19 protein-coding genes and 1 tRNA gene are annotated in these 21,251 nt (G+C 68.5%); 10 read left to right on the top strand and 10 right to left on the bottom strand.

The window, feature by feature from the left end:
* The first annotated feature begins 158 nt into the window (after positions 1 to 158).
* A complete protein-coding gene (locus tag DLJ53_RS00785; protein WP_111341490.1) occupies positions 159 to 1,004 on the top strand; it encodes a TIGR01459 family HAD-type hydrolase in 846 nt (281 codons plus the stop codon).
* The gene (locus DLJ53_RS00780; protein WP_111343911.1) at positions 1,001 to 1,975 is read left to right on the top strand and encodes a bifunctional riboflavin kinase/FAD synthetase; all 975 of its coding nucleotides are present in this window, start codon (positions 1,001 to 1,003) and stop codon (positions 1,973 to 1,975) included. Before DLJ53_RS00785 ends, DLJ53_RS00780 begins: the two co-directional genes overlap by 4 nt.
* A gap of 123 nt (positions 1,976 to 2,098) precedes the next feature.
* Here the strand turns inward: DLJ53_RS00780 and DLJ53_RS00775 are convergent, their stop codons facing one another.
* From DLJ53_RS00775 to coxB, 7 genes are all read right to left on the bottom strand, one after another.
* The gene (locus tag DLJ53_RS00775; RefSeq protein WP_202912939.1) at positions 2,099 to 2,857 is read right to left on the bottom strand and encodes an SURF1 family protein; all 759 of its coding nucleotides are present in this window, start codon (positions 2,855 to 2,857) and stop codon (positions 2,099 to 2,101) included.
* Positions 2,858 to 2,870: 13 nt separating this feature from the next.
* The gene (locus DLJ53_RS00770; protein WP_111341487.1) at positions 2,871 to 3,737 is read right to left on the bottom strand and encodes a cytochrome c oxidase subunit 3; all 867 of its coding nucleotides are present in this window, start codon (positions 3,735 to 3,737) and stop codon (positions 2,871 to 2,873) included.
* 465 nt (positions 3,738 to 4,202) lie between these two features.
* The gene (locus DLJ53_RS00765) at positions 4,203 to 4,748 is read right to left on the bottom strand and encodes a cytochrome c oxidase assembly protein (RefSeq protein WP_111341484.1); all 546 of its coding nucleotides are present in this window, start codon (positions 4,746 to 4,748) and stop codon (positions 4,203 to 4,205) included.
* On the bottom strand, positions 4,745 to 4,915 hold the full coding sequence (locus tag DLJ53_RS35440) for a hypothetical protein (RefSeq protein WP_202912938.1): 171 nt from the start codon (positions 4,913 to 4,915) through the stop codon (positions 4,745 to 4,747). The genes DLJ53_RS00765 and DLJ53_RS35440 overlap by 4 nt, the downstream gene beginning before the upstream one ends.
* Complete coding sequence (locus tag DLJ53_RS00760) at positions 4,912 to 5,832, bottom strand: heme o synthase (RefSeq protein WP_111341481.1); 921 nt, start codon at positions 5,830 to 5,832, stop codon at positions 4,912 to 4,914. The genes DLJ53_RS35440 and DLJ53_RS00760 overlap by 4 nt, the downstream gene beginning before the upstream one ends.
* Positions 5,833 to 6,084: 252 nt before the next feature.
* Positions 6,085 to 7,680 (bottom strand): cytochrome c oxidase subunit I, encoded by a 1,596-nt coding sequence (gene ctaD / locus DLJ53_RS00755; protein WP_111341478.1) that lies wholly within the window; start codon positions 7,678 to 7,680, stop codon positions 6,085 to 6,087.
* Positions 7,681 to 7,797: 117 nt separating this feature from the next.
* Positions 7,798 to 8,721: a cytochrome c oxidase subunit II gene (gene coxB, locus DLJ53_RS00750; RefSeq protein WP_111343907.1), complete on the bottom strand. Its 924-nt coding sequence runs from the start codon at positions 8,719 to 8,721 to the stop codon at positions 7,798 to 7,800.
* 312 nt (positions 8,722 to 9,033) lie between these two features.
* On the opposite strand from coxB, the gene DLJ53_RS00745 reads away from it, so the two are divergent.
* The gene (locus tag DLJ53_RS00745) at positions 9,034 to 9,654 is read left to right on the top strand and encodes an invasion associated locus B family protein (protein WP_111341476.1); all 621 of its coding nucleotides are present in this window, start codon (positions 9,034 to 9,036) and stop codon (positions 9,652 to 9,654) included.
* A gap of 117 nt (positions 9,655 to 9,771) precedes the next feature.
* Complete coding sequence (locus tag DLJ53_RS36500) at positions 9,772 to 10,860, top strand: invasion associated locus B family protein (RefSeq protein WP_202912937.1); 1,089 nt, start codon at positions 9,772 to 9,774, stop codon at positions 10,858 to 10,860.
* Positions 10,861 to 11,217: 357 nt separating this feature from the next.
* On the opposite strand, the gene DLJ53_RS00730 is transcribed toward DLJ53_RS36500, so the two are convergent.
* A complete protein-coding gene (locus tag DLJ53_RS00730) occupies positions 11,218 to 11,682 on the bottom strand; it encodes a MarR family winged helix-turn-helix transcriptional regulator (protein ID WP_162408747.1) in 465 nt (154 codons plus the stop codon).
* A gap of 352 nt (positions 11,683 to 12,034) precedes the next feature.
* Complete coding sequence (gene rlmB, locus DLJ53_RS00725) at positions 12,035 to 12,754, bottom strand: 23S rRNA (guanosine(2251)-2'-O)-methyltransferase RlmB (RefSeq protein ID WP_111341470.1); 720 nt, start codon at positions 12,752 to 12,754, stop codon at positions 12,035 to 12,037.
* 62 nt (positions 12,755 to 12,816) lie between these two features.
* Here rlmB and DLJ53_RS00720 point away from each other — a divergent pair.
* Together DLJ53_RS00720 and DLJ53_RS00715 are read left to right on the top strand one after the other, a co-directional pair.
* Positions 12,817 to 12,901: transfer RNA gene (locus DLJ53_RS00720), tRNA-Tyr, on the top strand.
* Positions 12,902 to 13,363: 462 nt separating this feature from the next.
* Entirely contained in the window at positions 13,364 to 14,518 is a 1,155-nt protein-coding gene (locus DLJ53_RS00715; protein WP_111341467.1) for a serine hydrolase, read from the top strand.
* Between the two features lie 120 nt (positions 14,519 to 14,638).
* Here the strand turns inward: DLJ53_RS00715 and DLJ53_RS00710 are convergent, their stop codons facing one another.
* On the bottom strand, positions 14,639 to 16,291 hold the full coding sequence (locus tag DLJ53_RS00710; protein WP_111341464.1) for a BCCT family transporter: 1,653 nt from the start codon (positions 16,289 to 16,291) through the stop codon (positions 14,639 to 14,641).
* 467 nt (positions 16,292 to 16,758) lie between these two features.
* Here DLJ53_RS00710 and DLJ53_RS00705 point away from each other — a divergent pair, with 467 nt between their 5' ends.
* From DLJ53_RS00705 to DLJ53_RS00690, 4 genes are read left to right on the top strand one after another with little or no spacing between them, the layout of a single operon-like run.
* Complete coding sequence (locus DLJ53_RS00705) at positions 16,759 to 17,592, top strand: response regulator transcription factor (RefSeq protein ID WP_111341461.1); 834 nt, start codon at positions 16,759 to 16,761, stop codon at positions 17,590 to 17,592.
* Positions 17,589 to 17,864 carry a circadian clock KaiB family protein gene (locus tag DLJ53_RS00700; protein ID WP_111341458.1) on the top strand — a complete coding sequence of 92 codons (276 nt, stop codon included), beginning with the start codon at positions 17,589 to 17,591 and terminating at the stop codon, positions 17,862 to 17,864. Before DLJ53_RS00705 ends, DLJ53_RS00700 begins: the two co-directional genes overlap by 4 nt.
* A gap of 20 nt (positions 17,865 to 17,884) precedes the next feature.
* The gene (gene kaiC / locus DLJ53_RS00695; protein ID WP_111341455.1) at positions 17,885 to 19,408 is read left to right on the top strand and encodes a circadian clock protein KaiC; all 1,524 of its coding nucleotides are present in this window, start codon (positions 17,885 to 17,887) and stop codon (positions 19,406 to 19,408) included.
* A gap of 1 nt (position 19,409) precedes the next feature.
* Positions 19,410 to 21,188, top strand: coding sequence for an ATP-binding protein (locus DLJ53_RS00690; RefSeq protein WP_146619851.1), 1,779 nt, complete (start codon positions 19,410 to 19,412; stop codon positions 21,186 to 21,188).
* Positions 21,189 to 21,251 lie beyond the last annotated feature (63 nt).

The following is a 21,251-nucleotide window of genomic DNA, read 5'->3' as shown; positions in this document are numbered from 1 at the left end:
TTCGATGGCCGGCCGTCCCGCGTGCAGCATAGGTGGCTGTCACCGCACTCACGCTCTTGGGTCTATGACGCGCGGCATGATTGCGCTAGGGCAGGCGGGCGCTCGCACGATTGCGGGCGTTCTCATCCACTCCGCCGTCCACACGTTTCGCCACACCTATGCCCATTGCGCTTTCCGGCCTGTCTGCCATCGCGGACGACTACGATGCGATCCTGTGTGACGTCTGGGGCGTTCTGCACGACGGCATCCACGCCCATCTCGACGCCGCCGACGCGCTGCGCCGCTTTCGCGAGAAGGGGCCGGTCGTCCTGATGACCAACGCGCCGCGCCCGTCGAGCGCCGTGCGCTCCCACCTCGCCTCGCTCGGCGCGGGCAAGGACGCCTACGACGCGATCCTGTCCTCCGGTGACGTCGTCATCAAGACGCTGGCCGAGAAGGACGCGCGGCGGATCTACCATATCGGGCCCGACCGCGACCTCGGCCTCTACAACGACGCGATGACCCTCGTCAGCGATCCAGAGGCGGCGGACGCGGTCGTCATCGCGGGCCTGCGGGACGACACCGTCGAGACGCCCGACGACTATCGCGACGAAATGGCGCGAATCGCGGCGAGCGGAACGCCCGTGCTGTGCGCCAACCCCGACATCGTGGTGGAGCGCGGAGACGAGCTCGTCTGGTGCGCCGGCGCGCTCGCCAAACTGGTCGAGGCGGCGGGGCGCGACGCGATCTGGATCGGCAAGCCGCACGGCCTCGCCTATGACGCGGCGCGGGAGAAGATCTTCGCCCACCGCCCGGACGCCGGGCGCATCCTGGTGATCGGCGACGGCCTGCCGACGGACATCCGCGGCGCCTCCAACCAGGGCTACGACGCGCTCTTCCTCACCGACGGCATTCACGCCCGCGAGGTGGGCGGCACCGGCACGCCCGACCCCGAGCTGGTCGCCGAGCGCCTCGCGAAGGACGGGCTCGATTCGCGCTATTATGCGCCGAGGCTGTCGTGGTGACCGGGGCCGCGCATCCGCCCCGTCGCAGCGACGCGCCGCTTCCGCTCGCCGAGCTCCCGGCGGAGCTGACGGGCGGGGTCGTCGCCATCGGCAACTTCGACGGGGTGCATCGCGGCCACCAGACGGTGCTGAACGCGGCGATCGCACGCGGCCGGCCGGCGGTGGGGCTGACGTTCGAGCCGCATCCGCGCGCCTTCTTCTCCAAGGCGCCGATCTTCCGCCTGACGCCGCCCGAGGAGAAGGCGCGGGTGATGGCCGCCGTCGGCCTCGATGCGATGGTCGTCGTCCCGTTCGACGAGGCGCTGGCCCGCCAGTCCGCCGAGGACTTCGTGGCGCATGTGCTGGTCGAGCAGATGGGCGCGTCCGCGGTGGTCGTCGGGCATGACTTCAAGTTCGGCGCCCGGCGGCGCGGCGACGGCGACCTGCTGGCCCGCGAGGGTGGGCGGCACGGCTTCGCGACGGAGACGGTGGCGCCCTGCAGCGACGGCGGCGTGATCTCCTCGACGCGCATCCGCGAGCATCTGGCGGCCGGCGACGTGACCGCCGCGGCGCGGCTCCTCGGCCGGCGCTACGCGGTGACGGCCGAGGTGCGGCACGGCGAGAAGCGCGGCCGCGAGATGGGCTATCCGACCGCCAACCAGGCACTGGACCCGGCGTCGGGCCTGCGCCACGGGATCTACGCCGTCCGGGTCCTGATCGACGGCGAATGGCGGGACGGCGTCGCGAGCTACGGCCGCCGCCCGACCTTCGACAACGGCGCCCCGCTGCTCGAGACGTACGTCTTCGACTATTCTGGCGATCTCTACGGCAAGGCGCTGCGGGTCGTGTTCGAGCGCTACCAGCGCCCCGAGGTCGCGTTCCGCGGCATGGAGGAGCTGAAGGTGCAGATCGACCGCGACGCGGATGAGGCCCGCGCGGCGCTCGCGAACCTCGCACCCCTCTCCGATGTCGACGCGGCGCTGAACTTCTAGGACATCGCCGACCACGGCGCGGCCGGCGGCAGCGGTCTCGGCCACCGTCGCGCGACGCACCGCCTCAGGCACGCATCCGAGAAAGCGACGCTGCGTTTGCCGCGCGGCGCGGACCTTTGCCGCCTACTCGGAGGAGGGGGCGGCGTGGGGGCCGTGTCGGCGGCCGCTCCGGCGCCAGAGCGCCGCGGCGGTGACACCCAGCAGCGCGGCTCCGAGGCCGAACCACGTGAACGCGTAGCCGAGGTGGTTGTTGGTGAACGTCATGCGGCTCTCGCCTGCCTGCGGGAGGCCGCCGGGCGGCGTCTCCTCGGCGACGAGGTCGATCTGGTAGGGCGCGACCGGGGGCGCGGCGTCCAGCGCACCGGCGATCGCCGCGATGTCGCGCGCGTAGAAGGTGCGCGACGCGGCATCGGGGGCGGGGGTGATGAAGCTCGGCGGATCGTCGCGGCGGACGAGGCCCTCGACGGTGACGGTGCCCTCGGGCGGCTCCGAGCCCGGACGGCTCGCCGGGGCGCGGCGATCTTCCGGCACGAAGCCGCGGTTCACGAGGACGGTCCAGCCGTCGGTCGTCCTGAACGGGGTGAGGACCATCGCGCCGGCGCCGCTCAGGGGGCCGTTCGGCTCGGTCAGGGCGATCCAGAAATACGCTTCGCGGGGGCCGAATGTGCCGGTGAGCGTGACACGGCGGTAGCGCCAGTCGTCGATCGCGAAGCCGCTCCAGGTGTCGGGCCCGGGGGCGGGGACGGCCGCCGCGCCGGGGCGCTCGTGGGCCGCGGCGATCAGCGCCTCCTTCCAGGCGAGGCGCTGAAGCTGCCAGGTGCCGAGGCCCATCAGGATGACGAAGGCCCCGGCAATGGCGACGGCGAGGAGGATGCGCCTCAAGGCGCCGCTCCCGTCAGTGGACGAGTTCGCTGGCGCCCCAGACGTAGATGCACAGGAACAGGAAGAGCCACACCACGTCGACGAAGTGCCAGTACCAGGCGGCCGCCTCGAAGCCGAAGTGCGACTTCGGGGTGAACTGGCCGGCGAGCGCGCGCGCCAGGCAGACCGCCAGGAACACCGTGCCGACGAAGACGTGGAAGCCGTGGAAGCCCGTCGCCATGAAGAACGGCCCGCCGTAGATCGACCCGGCGAAGGAGAAGCTCGCGTGGCTGTACTCGTAGATCTGGACCGTCGAGAACAGCATGCCGAGGAGCACGGTGCAGATGAGGCCCCACTTCAGCCCCTCGCGGTCGTTCTCCAGGAGCGCGTGGTGCGCCCAGGTGACCGTCGTGCCGGAGAGCAGCAGGATCATCGTGTTGAAGAGCGGCAGGTGCCAGGGGTCGAACGTGTGGATCGACTCCGGGGGCCACTGGCCGCCGGTGACGTCCAGCCGCCCGAAGGTGGTCGCGTCGCCGGGGAAGAGCGCGGCGTCGAAGTAGGCCCAGAACCAGGCGACGAAGAACATCACCTCGGAGGCGATGAAGAGGATCATGCCGTAGCGCAGGTGCAGCTTCACCACCGGGGTGTGATCGCCGCGCAGCGATTCGCGCGTGGTGTCGGTCCACCACAGCGCCATCGTGGCGATGACGAGCGAGGCGCCCACCGCGAAGATGCCCCAGCCGGCGATGTTCATGCCGGCGAAGGGAAGCTCGGAGCCCGAGTGCCAGCGCATGAAGGCCACGGCGCCGAACATCATCACGAAGGCGCCGAGCGAGCCCATGATGGGCCACGGGCTGGGTTCTAGGATGTGATAGTCGTGGTGCTTCGCCGCGCCTGCCATTGTCATTCCCTCTTCGCGCATTTTGCGCGGATCTTCCGGGGGAGACCCCGTTCGCCCTTTGCCGGACAGGTCCGGCGCTCGTTCATGCCGGACGGGTCCGGCGCTCGTTCGTCCCGGGCTCGACCCGGGTGTCGTCCTGCCGCCGGACGGATCCGGCGCCGTGCGGGCCGTCTCCGGCGCCGTCGTGGAGCGGTCCGGGGTGGATCGCGCTCCCATCCGGTCCCGAAGGGCGGGCATCAGCCGCCTCCGGCACCGTCGGTTGCGGACCCGAGGGTCCGCGGGGGTCGTCCGTCGCCCCCGGATGGCCGGGAGCATGCCGCTTGCTGCGGCTTGGGCGGCGTCGACGAAGCGGGGCGCCGCCAACCGGCCGGGGCCGGGTCTATGTGTTTGCCATGCCGCGGGTACGGCGTCGACAATTTGTGCCGCATCCGGCGGCGTTTCCGTTCGCGGCCGCGCGGCCGCGTGTCAGCTCGACGCCTTCGCGTTGAAGAAGGTGTAGGACAGCGTGATGACGTGCACGCCCTTCGCGTCGCGGTCCTCGGCGAATTCCGGATCCACGTAGAAGACCACCGGGATGCGGCGCGTCTCGTTCGGGCCGAGCGGCTGGGCGGTGAAGCAGAAGCAGTCGATCTTGGTGAAGTAGCCTCCGCCCTGGAAGGGGGTGACGTTGTAGACCGACTGGCCGACCGTCGCCTCGTCGGATTCGTTCGAGATCTCGTATTCGGCGGTGACGACCTCGCCGACCTTCACCTTCATGGTGCGCTGCACCGGCCTGAAGGTCCACGGCAGGTCGGACTGGACGTTGGCGTCGAAGCGGATCGTTATCTCGCGCTCGCCGACCTTGAGACCCGGAACGACCTCGACGGTGGCGATGGAGGGCGTGCCGTCGAACCCGGTGACGCGGCAGAAGAGGTTGTAGAGCGGGACCGACGCGAAGGCGGCCCCCACCATCACGGCGACGAAGAAGGTGCAGGCGACGGCGACCTTGAGGTGGCGGCGATCGGTGGTCATGTGGCGCCTCCCGAGTGGGCCGTCATCTGCAGGATGGTGATCGCGTAGAAGATCAGGACCAGCGCGATCAGCACGACGGCGATCGCGACGGACCGCTTGCGCTGGCGGCGGCGGCGCTCGGCCTCGACCGGATCGAGGGCCTTGGAGGTCGCGGGATCGGCCATCATGCGACCAGCCCGGCGATCACCCCGTCCGCCATCATGGCGCCGAAGAGGGCGAAGAGGTAGACGATCGAGACGCCGAACAGGCGCCCGGCGTGGCGCCGCTCGTCCTCCGGACCGGCACGGCGCAGGAGGACGGCGCGCTGGACGAGCCAGGCGCCGAGCGCCGCCGCGACGAGCGCGTAGCCGAGCCCGGCGAAGCCGAAGACCGTCGGCAGCACGCCCGACACCGCGGTGAGGACGGCGTAGACGAGTATGTTGAGCGTCGTCGTCTCGCGGCTCGCGACCGAGGGGAGCATCGGGACGCCGGCGGCGGCGTACTCGTCGCGCTTGAGGATCGCGAGGGCCCAGAAGTGCGCAGGGGTCCACAGGAAGATGATCGCGAACATGATGATCGGCTCGAGCGAGACCGAACCGGTGACGGCGGCCCACCCGACAACCGGGGGGAGAGCCCCGGCCGCGCCGCCGATGACGATGTTCTGCGGCGTCCGGCGCTTCAGCCAGACGGTGTAGACGACGACGTAGAAGCAGATCGTCAGCGCCAGCAGCGCCGCCGCGGTCCAGTTGGACGAGAAGGCGAGCAGGATCACCGAGCCCGAGGCCAGCACCGTGCCGAAGCCGAGCGCGGTCTCCCGGTCGATCCGGCCCGACGGGATCGGACGCAGCGCGGTGCGCTTCATCAGGCGGTCGATGTCGCTGTCGAGGCCCATGTTGAGCGCGCCCGAGGCGCCGGCGCCGAGCGCGATGGCGAGCAGCGACACTGCGGCGAGGATCGGGTGGAGCTGCCCCGGCGCGAGGATGATGCCGGCGAAGGCGGTGAACACCACCAGCGACATCACGCGGGGCTTCAACAGGTCGATGAAGTCCCGCGGGGTCGAGCCGAGATCGACAAGATCCAGCGTATCACCGTCCCGAACCGCCATTCGTCGTCCTCCAATCCTCGGTCCGCCACCACCGGGCGACGGATGGGCGCCGCTGCGGCGCGTGGTGACCGCCCGCGTCGGTGCGGGGCGGCCGGTCGGGTCCTGTCGGGACCTTGGGGATGGCGAGGCGCTCGTCCTCGCCATTCCTAAAGTCCGCGGGGTGCGAAGGCCGGTGTGGCCTGGAACGGCGACGCCGCCCGAAGGCGGCGCCGCTGATCTCGGGGAGCGGCCGTGGCCGGCTCCGCTGCCGCGTCAGCGGATCTGCGGCAGCGTCTCGAACTGGTGATAGGGCGGGGGCGAGGACAGCGTCCACTCCAGCGTCGTCGCACCGATGCCCCAGGGGTTATCGGCGGCCTTCCGGTGCCGCAGGATCGCGTCGACCATCGTCCAGATGAATGCGATCATGGCGACGACGGTGATGTAGATGCCGATCGACGAGATCATGTTCCAGGGGGCGAAGGCGTCCGGATAGTCGACATAGCGACGCGGCATGCCCTGCAGGCCCAGGAAGTGCTGCGGGAAGAAGATCACGTTCACACCGATGAACATCAGCCAGAAGTGAATCTTGCCGAGGGTCTCGTTGTACATGATGCCGAACATCTTTGGGAACCAGTAGTACCAGCCCGCGAAGATGGCGAACACGGCGCCCAGCGACAGCACGTAGTGGAAGTGCGCGACAACGTAGTAGGTGTCGTGGAACGCCCGGTCGAGGCCGGCGTTGGCGAGCTGCACGCCCGTCACACCACCGATGGTGAACAGGAAGATGAAGCCGATCGCCCACAGCATCGGCGTGCGGAACTCGATCGAGCCGCCCCACATCGTCGCGATCCAGGAGAAGATCTTGATGCCTGTTGGCACCGCGATCACCAGGGTCGCGAAGGTGAAGTAGGCCTGCGTGTCCGGCGAGATGCCGATCGTGTACATGTGGTGCGCCCACACGACGAAGCCGACGACGCCGATCGCCACCATGGCGTAGGCCATGCCGAGGTAGCCGAACACCGGCTTCTTCGAGAACGTCGCCACGATGTGGCTGACGATGCCGAAGCCCGGGATGATGAGGATGTACACCTCGGGGTGGCCGAAGAACCAGAAGAGGTGCGCGAAGAGGATCGGGTCACCGCCGGCCGACGGGTCGAAGAAGGCCGTGCCGAAGTTGCGGTCCGTCAGCAGCATGGTGATCGCGCCGGCGAGGACCGGGAGCGAGAGCAGCAGCAGGAACGCCGTCACGAGCTGGGCCCAGACGAACAGCGGCATCTTGTGCAGCGTCATGCCCGGGGCGCGCATGTTGAGGATGGTGGTGATGAAGTTGATCGCGCCCAGGATCGACGCCGCGCCGGAGACGTGGATGGCGAAGATGCCGAAGTCGAGCGCCGGCCCGGGGGAGCCCTGCGTCGAGAGGGGCGGGTACAGCGTCCAGCCGCCGCCGAAGCCGTGGCCGCCCGGCTCACCCGGCATGAACAGCGACGTGATGAGCAGCAGGAAGGAGAAGAACAGGAGCCAGAAGCTCATGTTGTTCATCCGCGGGAAGGCCATGTCCGGCGCACCGATCATGATCGGCACGAAGTAGTTGCCGAACCCGCCGATCATCGCCGGCATCACCATGAAGAAGATCATGATGAGGCCGTGGCCGGTGGTGAACACGTTGTACATGTCGCCGTTGGCGAAGATCTGCAGACCCGGCTCCTGGAGCTCCATGCGCATGCCGACGGACAGCGCAAAACCCATAAAGCCCGCGAACAACGCGAACATGAGGTACAGAATGCCGATGTCTTTATGGTTGGTTGAGAAAAGCCACCGGCGCCATCCCGTGGGATGGTCGTGGGCGTGATCCGCTGCCGCGTGGGCCATCGATCCTCTCCGTTCGCGAATTCAGGGTGCGACCCCTGATGTCTTTTATTCGAGGCAGCGCCCCAGGTTCTCAAAGGTGCCGGACACCGTCCCGCAGGCGGCGTCCGGGTGTCGTCTTCAGTTGGTCAGCGAGGCGACCTTCTGGGTGTCGATGCCGCTGCGCTCGGCGTGCCAGCGGATGAGCTGGTCGTTGGCGGCGTCCGGGTCTTCCTTCGCCATCGTCATCCACTCGTCGAACTGCTCCTGCGGCAGGACGTGGAATTCGAGCGGCATGAAGGCGTGGTTGGCGCCGCAGAGCTCCGAGCACTGGCCGTAGTAAACGCCCGGCGCTGTGGCCCGGAACCAGGTCTCGTTCAGGCGCCCGTTGATGCCGTCGGTCTTGATGCCGAAGGCGGGCATCGCGACCGCGTGGTTCACGTCGGACGAGGTCGCCAGGACGTGGACGATCGCGTCGACCGGCACGACCAGCGGATAGTCCACGGTCAGAAGGCGCGGGGCCTCGGCGTCGGTCAGGTTGTAGGACGACTTGCGCTCGGCCCGCTGCTCTTCGTTGAGCATGTTCGAGATGATCGGCCCGGCGTCGGCGTAGTCCTCGTCCATGTACTCGTACTGCCAGTACCAGGACTTGCCGGTCGCCTTCACCGTGATGTCGGGCTCGGGAATGTTGGTCTGGTTGTAGAGGAGGCGGAACGAGGGGAACGCGATCGCCACCAGGATCAGCACCGGGACGATGGTCCACACGACCTCGATCATCGTGTTGTGCGACGTTTTGGACGCAACCGGGTTCGCCTTGGCATTGAACCGGAAGATCACAATGAGCAGCAGCGCAAGGACGAACAGCGTGATGATCGTGATGATGATGAGCGTATAGCCTTCGAACCAGTGGATCTGGCCCATGATCGGGCTGGCCGCGTCCTGGAACGTGATGCCCCACGGCACCGGCTGGTCGGCATGCGCGGCGCCCCCTGCCAGCATCATCGCCAACACGACCGCGCCGAGCCGGCTTATGGCGTCTCGCCCAACCTTTGCCATCGCCCTCATGGTGTTCGATCCCATCCCGCTCTTTTCATCGATTAACGAGGCCGTTCCAAAACATAAATTTCGGAACGTCCTGAAACTTACCAACGCCGCGTTCGTGCGTCCACCGACGGAAGCACCGAACACGCACGTTCACACGTCCCCCTTTAGACCTGTTCCAGCCGACTGGCCACACCGGATCCGGCCCCGCGGACGACTCCAATTGCGGGGGTGTCGCATTTTCGCCTTGCATGGCCCGCACGAGGCCGCGAATCCTCCTGGGGGTCGAAGGTGAATTTGTCGTTGTCGAGTTCCAGCCCATTGCAAGGACTGCCTATGTGGCGTGCCGCCGGTGTTCCTGGGGGTGGCCTCGCGCTCGCCCTCGCGGGCCTTGTCGCCGCGTCCATTCCGGCTGCCGCGCAGGGTCCGGCCGTCGGCACCTACGGGGCGTGGACGGTGCGCTGCGAGCGCACGGTCGGCGATCCGGTCGACGACTGCGCCGCGACGCAGATCGCCGCCGCCGAGAGCGACGCGGGCGTCGTCCTCACCGTCCTCTTCGTGCGCGGGGAGGACGGATCGGTCGACGTTCTGCGGGTTCTGGCGCCGCTCGGCGTGCTGCTGCCGGCCGGGCTCAGCCTCGCCGTCGACGGGGCGGAGGTGGGCGTCGCGGGGTTCGTTCGCTGCCTGCCCCCGGGCTGCATCTCCGAGGTCGCGCTGTCCGACACCCTGCGCCGGCAGCTCGTGCGCGGGCGCACGGCCGAGTTCGCGGTCTCGGTCACGCCGACCCGCCAGGCGGCCGTCGAGGTGGACCTCGCCGGCCTCGGCGACGCGCTGGCGGCGCTCGCCACCGCCTCCGCCGGCAGCCCGGCAGGGGAGGCCGGCCGGGAGGGCCCCACCGCGGAGGGGGCGGGCGATGCGACGGGTGGCCGCGCCCCCGACGCGAACGGGACGAGATGATTTGATCACCATTGCTGCAGGGGGCGTGCACCCATGCCGCGAAGCAGATACAGAAGCGGCTGAGTGCGCGCGACGACGCTCCACATCGCCGCCGCGCGATAGCGTAGGAGAGTGAGGATGCTACCACGCCTTTGGGTGCTGTTGGCCGGTTTGATTGCGGTGCTGTCCGGCACGCTCGTCGATATCGCCCCGGCGGAGGCACAGGGCCGGATCGTCGGGCGATACGGTGACTGGCAGATCCGCTGCCAGCCCGAGGTCGGCGCCCCGTCCGAGCAATGCGCCCTGGTCCAGAACGTCCAGGCGCAGGACCGCGCCAACATCGCGCTCAGCGTCGTCTTCATCCGCACCGCCGACCAGCAGGTGCAGATCCTGCGTGTCCTGGCGCCGCTCGCGATCCTGCTGCCGCCCGGCCTCGGCCTTTCGATCGACGACGTCGAGGTCGGGGCGGCCGGTTTCGTGCGCTGCCTGCCGTCCGGTTGCGTCGCCGAGGTCCGCCTCGACGACGGGCTGATCGAGCGATTCGAGGCGGGCACGACAGCGACCTTCTCGATCTTCCGCACCCCGGAGGAGGGGATCGGCATCCCGATCTCGCTGGCGGGCTTCAAGGAAGGCTTCACGGCGCTGGAGAACCCGCCCACCGAGACCCTGGCGGAGGCCGCGCCCCCGCGCGCCCCGGTCGCGACCAGCACCAGCCCGGCCACCTCGATCGCCAGCCTCGACACGCGCTTCGAGCCGGACAACCGCACCGCGCTCGACCAACTCCTCGAGGACGACCTCTTCCCCTACGTCGCGGGCGCGGTCGGCGCGCTCTTCCTCCTCATCGTGATCGGCGGGCTTCTGATCGTGCGGGGGGTGTCGCGCAGGTCGAAGCGGCGCAAGGCCAAGAACGGCAAGGCAAGGAACGGCAAGTCAAAGCGCGAGGCCGCCCGTGCCGCCCCCGTCGACGACGAGGACGAGGAGGAGGACGACTTCGAGGACGAGGAGGAAGAGGACCTGCGCGACGAGCCGGTGGCGCCGGTGCGCCAGTCGCCGCGGATGCTGGAGCCGCCCCGCGCGGCCCGCGAGCCGGCCGAGACGCAGAACGGCCTGGTCCCCTCGCGCGAGCCTCGCCGTCTGCCGGGGAGCGAGGCGTCTGGCGACGGCCGTCCGCCCCGGCGCGGCAACGGCCCTTCGCCGCGCCCCCAGAATCGCCCCCCGCGCTCCTGACACCATAGCCGGCGGCGCCGCGAGCCGGCCCCGCCGTCCCTCCCGAGAGGCTGTCCAGTGATGGCACCTCCGGGACGCAGCGGCCCCCCGGCAGGTGCGCTGCTCGCCCCGACTTCCGGGCACTGGAAATGTCCCCCGCGACGCTACCCGCGCCACGCGCCGGAGCGCCGCTCCCGCCCGGCTTCCTCCGCCCGATCCGACGGTCCGCGAATTCGGCCGGCCGTCACTGTGCCGCATGTCGGCATTCGTCGCCGCGTGGGCGAGGGGCCGACGCGCCGGACCATCGCCCGTCGGATCCAGAGGGGTACACGGGCTGTCGGAGCGAGATGATTCGCTCCGGGCCGCCGTGATTCGCGCTCAGATGACCCGAAGGATCTCGAAATCGTCGGGGTCGTCGGCCTGCCAGACCTTCTTCAGCAGCTTCAGGAGCTGGCGCTGCTCGGCCGGGCTGAGGAGGCCCGCGTGCATGCGCGTCTCGAACGCCTCGACCCGCTCGCGCTCGGCGGTGGTCACGGCCTCGCCCTCGCTCGACAGTCGCAGCTCGACGGAGCGGCGGTCGTTCGCCGGAACGGTGCGCTTGACGAGACGCAGGTCCTGAAGGGACTGGACGAGCTTCGTCATGTAGGCCGGCTTGAGCTGGAGCGTCGATGCCAGGACGCCCTGCCGGATCCCGGGGTTGGCCTGGATCAGCGCGAGCGTCACGAGCTCCACCGCGCTCAGCCCGCGGTCCCGCAGGGCCGCCTCCATCCGCCGCGAGCAGACCACCGCGGCGAGCCTCAGATTGAGGTGAAGCGACTGGTCGAGCGCCCGCGTGTCGAGCACGCCGGGCCATTCGCTCACAGTCGGCGAGGCGAGGCGGCGTGGCGCGCCGCCGCCGGTCCCCCGCGACGCAGGCACCCGCCGCGGGCCCGTCCGGGCCGGTCGGGGATGGCTCGGTCCATTGTCACGGTTCATTCCGCTACCCCTGTAATTGAGCGGGCGCTGGCGCAGCAATGCTGAATTGTTGGCTCGGCGCAGCTAACCATGGTGACAAAAGGAATACGATCCCGCGACGCGAAAGGTTGTTCTTACCGCCGATGCCGAAATCGCTTCCGGCCATCGGCGTCGAATAGGCCGATCAAACGGCGATCAGCGCTGGAAGTATCAACATTCTGGCGCGAAAGACCAGCGCTCATCAAGCTTTGTCGCCGAGGAGGTGCGTTTGAGCGGCGTAGAGGATGATCGCCGCCGCATTCGATACGTTGAGCGAGGCGAGAGCGCCCGGCACTTCGATCGCCGCGGTCGCGTCGCATGAGGCCCGCACGCCCGGCCGCACGCCCTTGCCCTCCGCGCCGAGGACGAACGCCCAGCGGTCGGCCCGCGGCTGCTCGCTCAACGTCGTCTCCGCCTCGCTGTCGAGGGCGATGGTGCGGAACCCGGCCTCCCGCAGCGCGTCGACGGCGCGGGACATGTTCGTCTCGACCGCGATCGGCACCATGTCGAGCGCGCCGGACGCCGACTTGGCGAGGACGCCCGTCTCCGACGCGCTGTGGCGCCGCGTCACGACGATGCCGTCGGCCTTGAAGGCCGCCGCCGAGCGCAGGATGGCACCGACGTTGTGGGGATCGGTGATGTGGTCGAGGCACAGGACGAGCCTGCCCCCGGCGATCTCGTCGAGCGCGACGCTCTTCAGCGGGGAGACGCGAATCGCGACGCCCTGATGGACCGCGTCGCCCAGCAGCTTGTTGAGCCGCCGGACGTCCACCGTTTCGGGCTGGATTCGGCGCGGAAGCGGGTCGAGACGCCGCAGCGCGTTGGTCGTCACCATCATCTCGTGCACGGCGCGCCGGGGGTTTGCGAGCGCCGCGCGGACCGCGTGAAGCCCGAAAAGCCAATAGGGCTCTGAATCATCCATAGTTTCGTTCGACACTCATCGTTGACATCGCCGCGCGTACAGCCTAACACGCCGCCCACACCGGAGGGGTGCCCGAGTGGCTAAAGGGGGCGGACTGTAAATCCGCTGGCTATGCCTACGTTGGTTCGAATCCAACCCCCTCCACCATCTGACCCCCAAATTGCTGTCCCAGAGAGAACAAGGCGCCGCGGCTTGAGCGGGTGTGCGTTTTGCGGCGCCGCCGAACATGCGCGTCGGCCACGTCGGTGACGCATGGTCCGATCCCGCGAATCGGCGACCTTCGGAGCTCTCGGCCGCGTCGGGGCTGAGAGGTGGCGCGTCCATTCGCATCGCCCCCGGCATGAATGCAGCGCCGCGCACGGCTCCCGGACGACGATCCAGAAAAGCATCGCTCGGTGGTGAGGGCTGTTGTGCGCCGCGCCTCGGATTCGCCATCTGCGCGCGCTCGCGACCGGACGCCCCGACGGACGGTGACATGGGCCTTCTGCCGTGCCGGGCCGGGAAGGTCACGCCGGAGCGTCGGCGACCGCCGGGAACACGCATCTATTTCAGGGCTGCGAAAGCGTTATAGTAAGTCAAGAAATATTAGAAAATGTTCGCGGAGGGTTTATGCTGAATCGTTTCGCCGTCGCGCTCCTGGCGATGACCGGCCTCACGCAGCCCCTCCTCGCGCAGGACCTTTTCCTGGACGAGACGGTTGGCTTCCCCGCCGACGTCTTCTTCATCAGCAACGAGGTCCCGGGGATGGTCGTTGCGGTCACGCGGCAAGGCGAGCGCGCGGTCTACGGCTTCGGGACGATCGCGGAAAAGGGCGATCCGGCGCCGAACGGCGACACGACCATGCGCATCGGCTCGATCACGAAGGTCTTCACCGGACTGGTGCTCGCCCATCTCGTTTCCGAGGGCACCGTCGGGCTGACGGACACCCTGCAGCAGCATCTGCCTGACCTTCCGATCCCGGAGAGGGATCATCCGATTCGCCTGGTCGACCTCGTGACACACGCGGCGGGCTTCCCGCACGAGCTCGTCGTCTACGACGACGGCGGCGATCGCACGGACGACGATGGCGTCCCGGACGACGAGTCCAAGTACTCGATCGAAAACTACCGCCGGAACCTCGAGGGCAACCCGCTCCTTTTCGCGCCCGGCACCGGAATGCTGTATTCCAACATCGGGTTCGACCTCCTCGGCATGGCGCTCCGGGAGGCGGCCGGGGTCGACGATTTCTCCGGGCTGGTGACATCCAGAGTGCTGGATCCGCTCGGCCTCGAGGCGACGGGCTACGAGCCGAGCGAGGCGGCCAGGGCGAACATGTTCACCGGCCACCTGTGGACCGGCAAACCTCTCCCGGATCGGCCCACTCCGCCCAACAACGAGGGCTCCTCGTCGCTGGTGACGACGGCCAACGACATGCTCGACTTCCTGGAGTGGAACCTCGCCCGCTTCAGCCCCGATGGCGCGGAGGTGCGGTTGCTCAGCCAGTCTCCCGTCCTCGTGCGGGACGCGCTGAGCCCTGCCTCGAACATGGACGAATCGGGGCATCTCGATGCGATCGCGCTGGGCTGGGTCGTGATGTGGCCGGAGGGGGACCGGCCGCTGATCCTGCAGAAGTCGGGTCTCGCCAACGGCGTCATCAGCTACATCGCGTTTTCGCCCTACCGCGAGGTCGGGATATTCATCGCGATCAACAAGTATGATTTCCCGGCGGTGGCGGCGATGACCCAGTTCGCCAACGCGCTGATCGGCCAGCTCGCGCCACGGTAGCGACCTGGCCGCCCTCGGCGGCCGCATCGGGGTCGCGGCGCGTGCCGCAGGGCGGCGGGACGACCGCCGCGCGGTCGGGGGCGGCCCGGGCGCCGCACCGCCGGGACACGAACGTGCGCGCTACTCCGCCGCCTGAGGGGCGGGGCCGGTGCGCCTCGGACGCGGGATCGGCTCGCTCTCCTCCCAGTGCTTGATCTCCGGCGGAGTATTGGCGTCGACCTCTTCGGCGGTGCGGTAGAGCTGCGCCTGGCGGTAGAGGATGAGCTTGTCGCGCCCCAGCGCTCGCATCAGGCCGTATCCGAGCGCGATCAGCACGAACGCGAAGGGGAAGCCCGCGACCACCGCGGCGGCCTGCAGCGCGTTGAGCCCGCCCGCGACGAGCAGCACCGCCGCCACCGCGCCCTCCGTCGTCGCCCAGAAGATGCGCTGGATCTTCGGCGGGTCGCGGTCGCCGCCGGCGGTCAGCATGTCGATGACGAAGCTGCCGCTGTCGGACGAGGTGACGAACCAGACGACGATCATGACCATGATCACGACGGCGAGCACGTTCGTCATCGGGAAGTACTCGATGAGCTTGAAGACGGCGTCGCCGTAGTCGGCCTTGGTCGCCTCGATCAGGCCCGGGTCGCCGGTCATCTCCATGTGGATCGCGGTGCCGCCGAACGCGGTGAACCACAGGAAGAGGATCGAGCAGGGGATGAGGAGCACGCCCAGCACGAACTCGCGGATCGTGCGCCCGCGCGAGATCCGCGCGATGAAGATGCCGACGAACGGGCTCCAGGACACCCACCACGCCCAGTAGAAGATGGTCCAGTCGCCCTGCCAGTTGCCGCCGGAGTAGGCCTCGTTCCAGAACGAGCGCTCGACGATGGCGCGCAGGTAGTTGCCGATGTTCTCGATGTAGCTGTCGAAGATGAAGAGCGTCGGCCCAAGGGCGATGAAGAACACCAGCATCACCAGGGAGAGGATGATGTTGAAGTTCGAGATCCGCTTGATCCCCTTGTCGAGCCCGAGGAACACCGAGATCGTCGCCAGCGCGGTGATGAAGGCGATGAGGAGGATCTGCATCCACATCGTGTCCGGCGTGCCGAACACCCGGTTCATGCCGCCGCTGATCTGCATCACGCCGAGCCCCAGGCTCGTCACGATCCCGAACATCGTTCCGAAGACGGCGAGGATGTCCACGGTGTGGCCGATCGGTCCGTAGATCCGGTCGCCGATCAGCGGGTAGAGGCCGGAGCGGGGCGACAGCGGCAGGCCGCGGCGGAAGTGGAAGTACGCGAGCGACAGCGCCACAAGGATGTAGATCGCCCAGCCGTGGAAGCCCCAGTGCAGAAAGGCGAAAACCATCGCCTGGGAGGCGGCCTCCTCGCTCTCGGCCGTCGCCAGCGGCGGGCTGAAGAAGTGGAACAGCGGCTCGGCCGTGGCCCAGTAGAGCAGGCCGATGCCGATGCCGGCGCTGAACAGCATCGCGCTCCAGGACAGGAGGCCATATTCCGGCTCCTCGGCCTGTTCGCCGAGCCGGATGTCACCGTACCGGCCGAACGCGAGGTAGATGCACAGGATGAGAACAACGTTCACCAGGACGATGAAGAACCATCCGAAGTGAACGGTGATCGCAGCCTGCGCTCCGCTGAAGAGGGCCTTGGCGCTCTCGGTGAAGATGGCGCCGAACAAGATGAAGCCCAGTATGATGATGGCCGAGATGGCGAATACGGGCGGGCTGACCCGTGGAAAAATGCCGAGCCGCGCTGTGCGGACTTCCGATGGCATTCGTTGCTCCTTTCGTTCCTACGGTGTTCGTGGGACGCAAGACCCTGTCCGCGCGACGGACCGGCGCGCGCTGCAACGTTTCGGATGATGTCGCGAAGACAACTGCGCAAACTTACGAAAGGTTCATGTCTTTCGATAAAGTAGTTCTATCTCGTGGGACGAAAATGCTGAAAATCAGGGATCTGGAGCCCGGCGGGACCTGCCGGCGGTGACACCGATGCTCGGCGAAGCCCCTCCGCCGCCAAACGTTGTCCCATGTACGATTGGCCGGATCGTGACGGCGACCGTGACGGATCGGGCGCAAGGTCGTCGGGGAGTTGTGGGCCTGCTCGGTCCAGTTGAGTGCCTGCGCCGAATGTGAAATAAGTTTTGGGCGTCAGGTCGGTGCTGCCGTCGCGGCGCGCCACGTGTGCGCCTGACCTGGCCCTGGGCAACTGCACGCCGCCCGGATTGTTGAGGCTGATCGGATGGCTCCATCCAGAGCGACCGCGAACGCGTCCCAGCTGATCAAGGTCCTGCTCGTCGAGGATGCTGATGGCGACGCCGATCTCGTGCGGGCCTACCTCGAGGCGAGCCCCCGGGACGAGTTTCGCGTCACGCGGGCGACGAACCTCACCGACGCGCTGGAGCACCTGCGCCGCACGAGCTTCGACGCCGTGGTTCTCGACCTGACCCTGCCGGATGCGGCCGGGGCGTCCGGCGTCTATGCGGTGCGCGACCTCTCGCACGCGCCGATCATCGTCCTGACCGGCGCCGACGGCGACTCGATGGCGCTTGACTGCCTCGCCGCCGGGGCGGAGGACTATCTCGGCAAGAACGAGCTTCAGGCGCGGGCGCTCACCCGGGCGATCGGCTACGCCGTGGTGCGGAGGCGGGAGCAGGAGCTGCGCACCATGACCGAGGCGCGCAGCCGCTTCAAGGCGATGACGGACGCCACCGGACAGGAGGGACGCCCCCACCTCAGCCCACTGCGGGCACGCGAGCCTGAGCAGTTCAACACCTGCGTCTGGCGCTATTACGAGACGCTCCTCAGCTACACGACGGCGGTCAATGCCAAGATGCGCAAGCCGCGCCAGGGCATGTCCGAGATCGCCGAGCGGCTCGGCAAGCTCAACTGTGCGACGAAGGACATTGTCGCCGTCCATGCCGCGGCGCTCGACCTCGCTTCGGGCGAGCTTCCGATCGAGCGGCAGTGCCAGATCGTCGTCGAGGGACGCCTCTTCGCGCTCGAGATGATGGGCGGCGTCCTCGAATATTACCGCTCCCAGGCCGCAATCGAGCGGGGCGAGGTCATGCGATGATCTTCCGCCTGAGTCTCTACATCAGCGGCGAGAGCGCCCGCTCCTACGCCGCGATCCGGCACATCCAGGCGATCGCGCGGAGCCACCTCACGGACCGTCACGAGCTGGAGTTCATCGACGTTCTGAAAGACCCCGAGCGGGCCGAGCGTGCGAAGATCATGGCCACGCCGACCCTCGTCCGCGAATTTCCCGGGCCGCGCAAGAAGATCATGGGAGAGTTCGGGGACCACAACGCCGTCATCCAGGCGCTCGAAATCGAAATCTACAATTAGACAGCCGCTCTGATCTGCTGATGCCATCACCTCCCGACTACGACCTTTCCAAGCTTCCGTCCGGTATCGCGGGCTTCGATGCGATCGCGTACGGCGGTGTGCCCGAAGGGGGGTCGACGCTGATCGCCGGTACCTCCGGCGCGGGCAAGACCGTGTTCGCCCTGCAGTTCCTGCACGCCGGCGCCACGAAGTTCGGCCAGAACGCCGTGTTCGTCACCTGCGAGGAGCGGCCCGCCCGCCTCGTGCGGAACGTGCGCGGCTTCGGCTGGGACCTCGAGCGGCTCGTCGAGGAGAAGAAGTTCGCCATCGTCGACCTCAGCGCGGACCCGCAGGAGGAGCAGGTCGACCTCGGGACGCTCCACCTGACGGCGCTCCTTGCCCGCATCGAGGCCGCGGTGCGCCGGGTGGACGCCAAGCGGGTCGTGCTCGACTCGGTCGGCTCGCTGTTCCCGCAGTTCGCCGACCCGGGCATGGTCCGCCGCGAGCTGCTGCGGATCATCTCCTACCTCCTCGACCTCGGGACCACCGTGATCGTCACCATCGAGCGCGGCGAAAACGAGCAGTCCATCGGCCGCTTCGGCGTCGAGGAGTACATCGCCGACAACGTCGTGATCCTGCGCAACCGCCTGGAGCGGGAGACGCGCCGGCGGACGATCGAGATCCTGAAGACCCGCGGCACCATCCACCAGCGCGGCGAGTACCCCTTCACAATCGACCGCGAGGACGGGCTGACCGTCGTGCCGCTGTCGTCCACCACTCTGGAGCAGAGCGCGCCGGACAGCCGCATCACCTCCGGCATCGAGATGCTCGACCAGATGACCGGCGGCGGCCTCTACGAGAGCTCGATCATCCTGGTCTCCGGAGCGACGGGCACCGGCAAGACGCTGATGGTGGCCGAGCAGGTCCGTGCCGCCATCCGCAGCAACCAGAAGATCCTCCTGTTCGCGGCCGAAGAGGGGCGGGAGCAGCTCTGCCGCAACGCGGCCGCCTGGGGTGTCGACTTCGTCGGCGCCGAGGAGAGCGGGCTGCTGCGGATCGAGAGCCACTCCCCCGAGGAGATCGGTCTCGAGGATCATCTGCTGCGGATGAAGCGGCGGATCGCCGAGTTCGAGCCCTCGCGCATCGCCGTCGACAGCCTGTCCGCGTTCGAGCGCGTCTCGACGCCCAAGTCCTTCCGTGAGTTCGTGATCGGTCTGACCTCCTACGTGAAGGTCAAGCGCATCACCGCGCTGTTCACGAACACCACCTCATTACTTATGGGTACAGAATCTGTCACGGAAACACATATCTCTACAATTACCGACTCGATTATTCTTCTGCGTTATGTCGAGATCAACGGTGAGATGCGCCGCGGCATTATGGTGCTCAAGATGCGCGGGACGTGGCACGAGAAGGCGATCAGGGAATACCTGATCGATGGGACCGGCATGCGGATCCTCGGCCCGTTCACCGGTATCCACGGCATCCTGTCCGGTGTCCCGACGTACACCTTCAGCAGCGAGGCGCAGCGTCTGGAAGCCCTGATACCCGACGACGAGGTGTGACGTGACCGCAGACGCGGCGATCCCGGCCAGGGTGGTGCGGACCACCAGGGGGCTGCGAGGCGGCACACCGCCGGCCATGGACGCCGCCGCGCGACCGCTCGCCGCGATCGTCGTCGACGACCTCCTCGCCGCGCGCTCCGCGCTGAGGGACGAGGACGTGCTCCTCGTGACCGCGGCGGACTTCGACGGCACCGCCTGGCCGAACTGGCTGGTCCGCCGCGCGCGTCACTTCCCCGTGGTCGCGCTCGCGGACCCCTCGGCCGGCGTCGCCTTCCCCGACGGCGCTGCCGTCGTCGCCGACGAGGCCGCGCTGGCGGCCGCGCTCCCGCTGTTGGCGCGGCACTCCGAGCTGCTTCACCGGGCGCGTCTGGAGATCCGCGGCCTCTCCCAGGTGTTCGACACGATCCCCGACGCGGTGATCGTCCTCGACAAGGACGGCGGGGTGCGCCGGGCCAACGCCGCCGCCCGCACCATGTTCGCCGACGCGGACGACGACATGACCGGCGAGAACATGGCCTTCTCCGTCGGTCCGGACGGCACCGGCGAGATCGAGTTCTTTCGCGAGGGGCTTCCGCGGGTCGGCGAGATCCGCCTCGCCGAGATCGAGTGGGCGAAGGCCGCCGCGACCCTCGCCCTCGTGCGCGACGTGACGACGGCGGCCGACCTGCAGGCCCGGCTCGCCCAGTCACAGAAGTCGGACGCCATCCGCCTGATGGCCGGCGGGATCGCGCACGAGTTCAACAACATGCTGCTCGTCGCGATGACGAACCTCTACTTCCTGCGCAGTCACCTTAACGGCGGCGAGCCGGAACTGCTGCTCGACAAGGTCGACAACGTCGTCGAGCGGGCGCGAGCACTGGCGAGCCAGATCCTCGTCCTGTCGCAGAGCCACACCTCGCGCACCGTCGAGGTCGACCTCGGCGAGCTGGTCCGGGACCACATGCCGGTCCTGCGCTCCGGCGTGCGGCGGGAGATCGACGTCATCATCAACCTGTCGCGCCGGCCGCTGCCGGTGGTGGTCGACCAGGAGGAGATCCGACAGGTCCTCACCAACCTCGTCCTCAACGCGATGCACGTGACGAACGCCGGCGGGCGCATCACCGTCGAGACCGGAACGGCCCGCGGTTCGCCCGGAGGGCTGGCGGAAGGGGAGTGGTCGACCCTCACCGTGACGGACAGCGGCGCGGGCATGCCGTCGGAAGTGCTGCCGCTGATCTTCGACCCTTTCTACACGACGAAGCCCGTCGGCGAGGGGCGGGGGCTCGGCCTCTCCGTCAGCCGCAGCTACGTGCGCAAGGCCGGCGGCACGATCATCGCCGAGTCGGAAGAAGGCAAGGGCAGCGTCTTCACCGTGTACCTGCCGCTCGCGGAGCCGATCGTGCTGCGGCAGGACAGCAACGGCGCGGCGAATGGCGAGGCGACGCACGTCCTCCTCCTGGAGGACGACAGCGACGTCGCCCTCGTCCTGCGCAAGGCGCTGGAGCGGGACGGCTACCGGGTCACCAGCCGCGGCAACGGGCTGGACGGCAAGGACCTCATCGAGGAGGACCCGTCGATCGGCCTCGTCGTCAGCGACGTGGTGATGCCGCACCTCGGCGGCAACGACCTGGCCCAGTGGCTGATGTACGCCCGGCCGAGCATGAAGGTCCTGCTGATCACCGGCTACTCCGACCGCGTGGATTGGCTGGAGGCGATCAAGGACGAGGCGCACGACTATCTGATCAAGCCGTTCCCGCCGGCGAAGTTCCTCTCCACCGTCCGGCAGCTCCTCCGGGTCTGAGCCGCGCCCGCCGGTCCGTGGCCGGACGCCTGCGCCGGGCCGGCGAGACCGGGGGCGGATCCT

This window comes from Acuticoccus sediminis, assembly GCF_003258595.1.
In the GTDB taxonomy this organism is placed as follows: Bacteria; Pseudomonadota; Alphaproteobacteria; order Rhizobiales; family Amorphaceae; genus Acuticoccus; species Acuticoccus sediminis.
The sequence above is the reverse complement of the archived record's forward strand: the minus strand, read 5'-3'. Positions and strand labels throughout refer to the sequence as shown.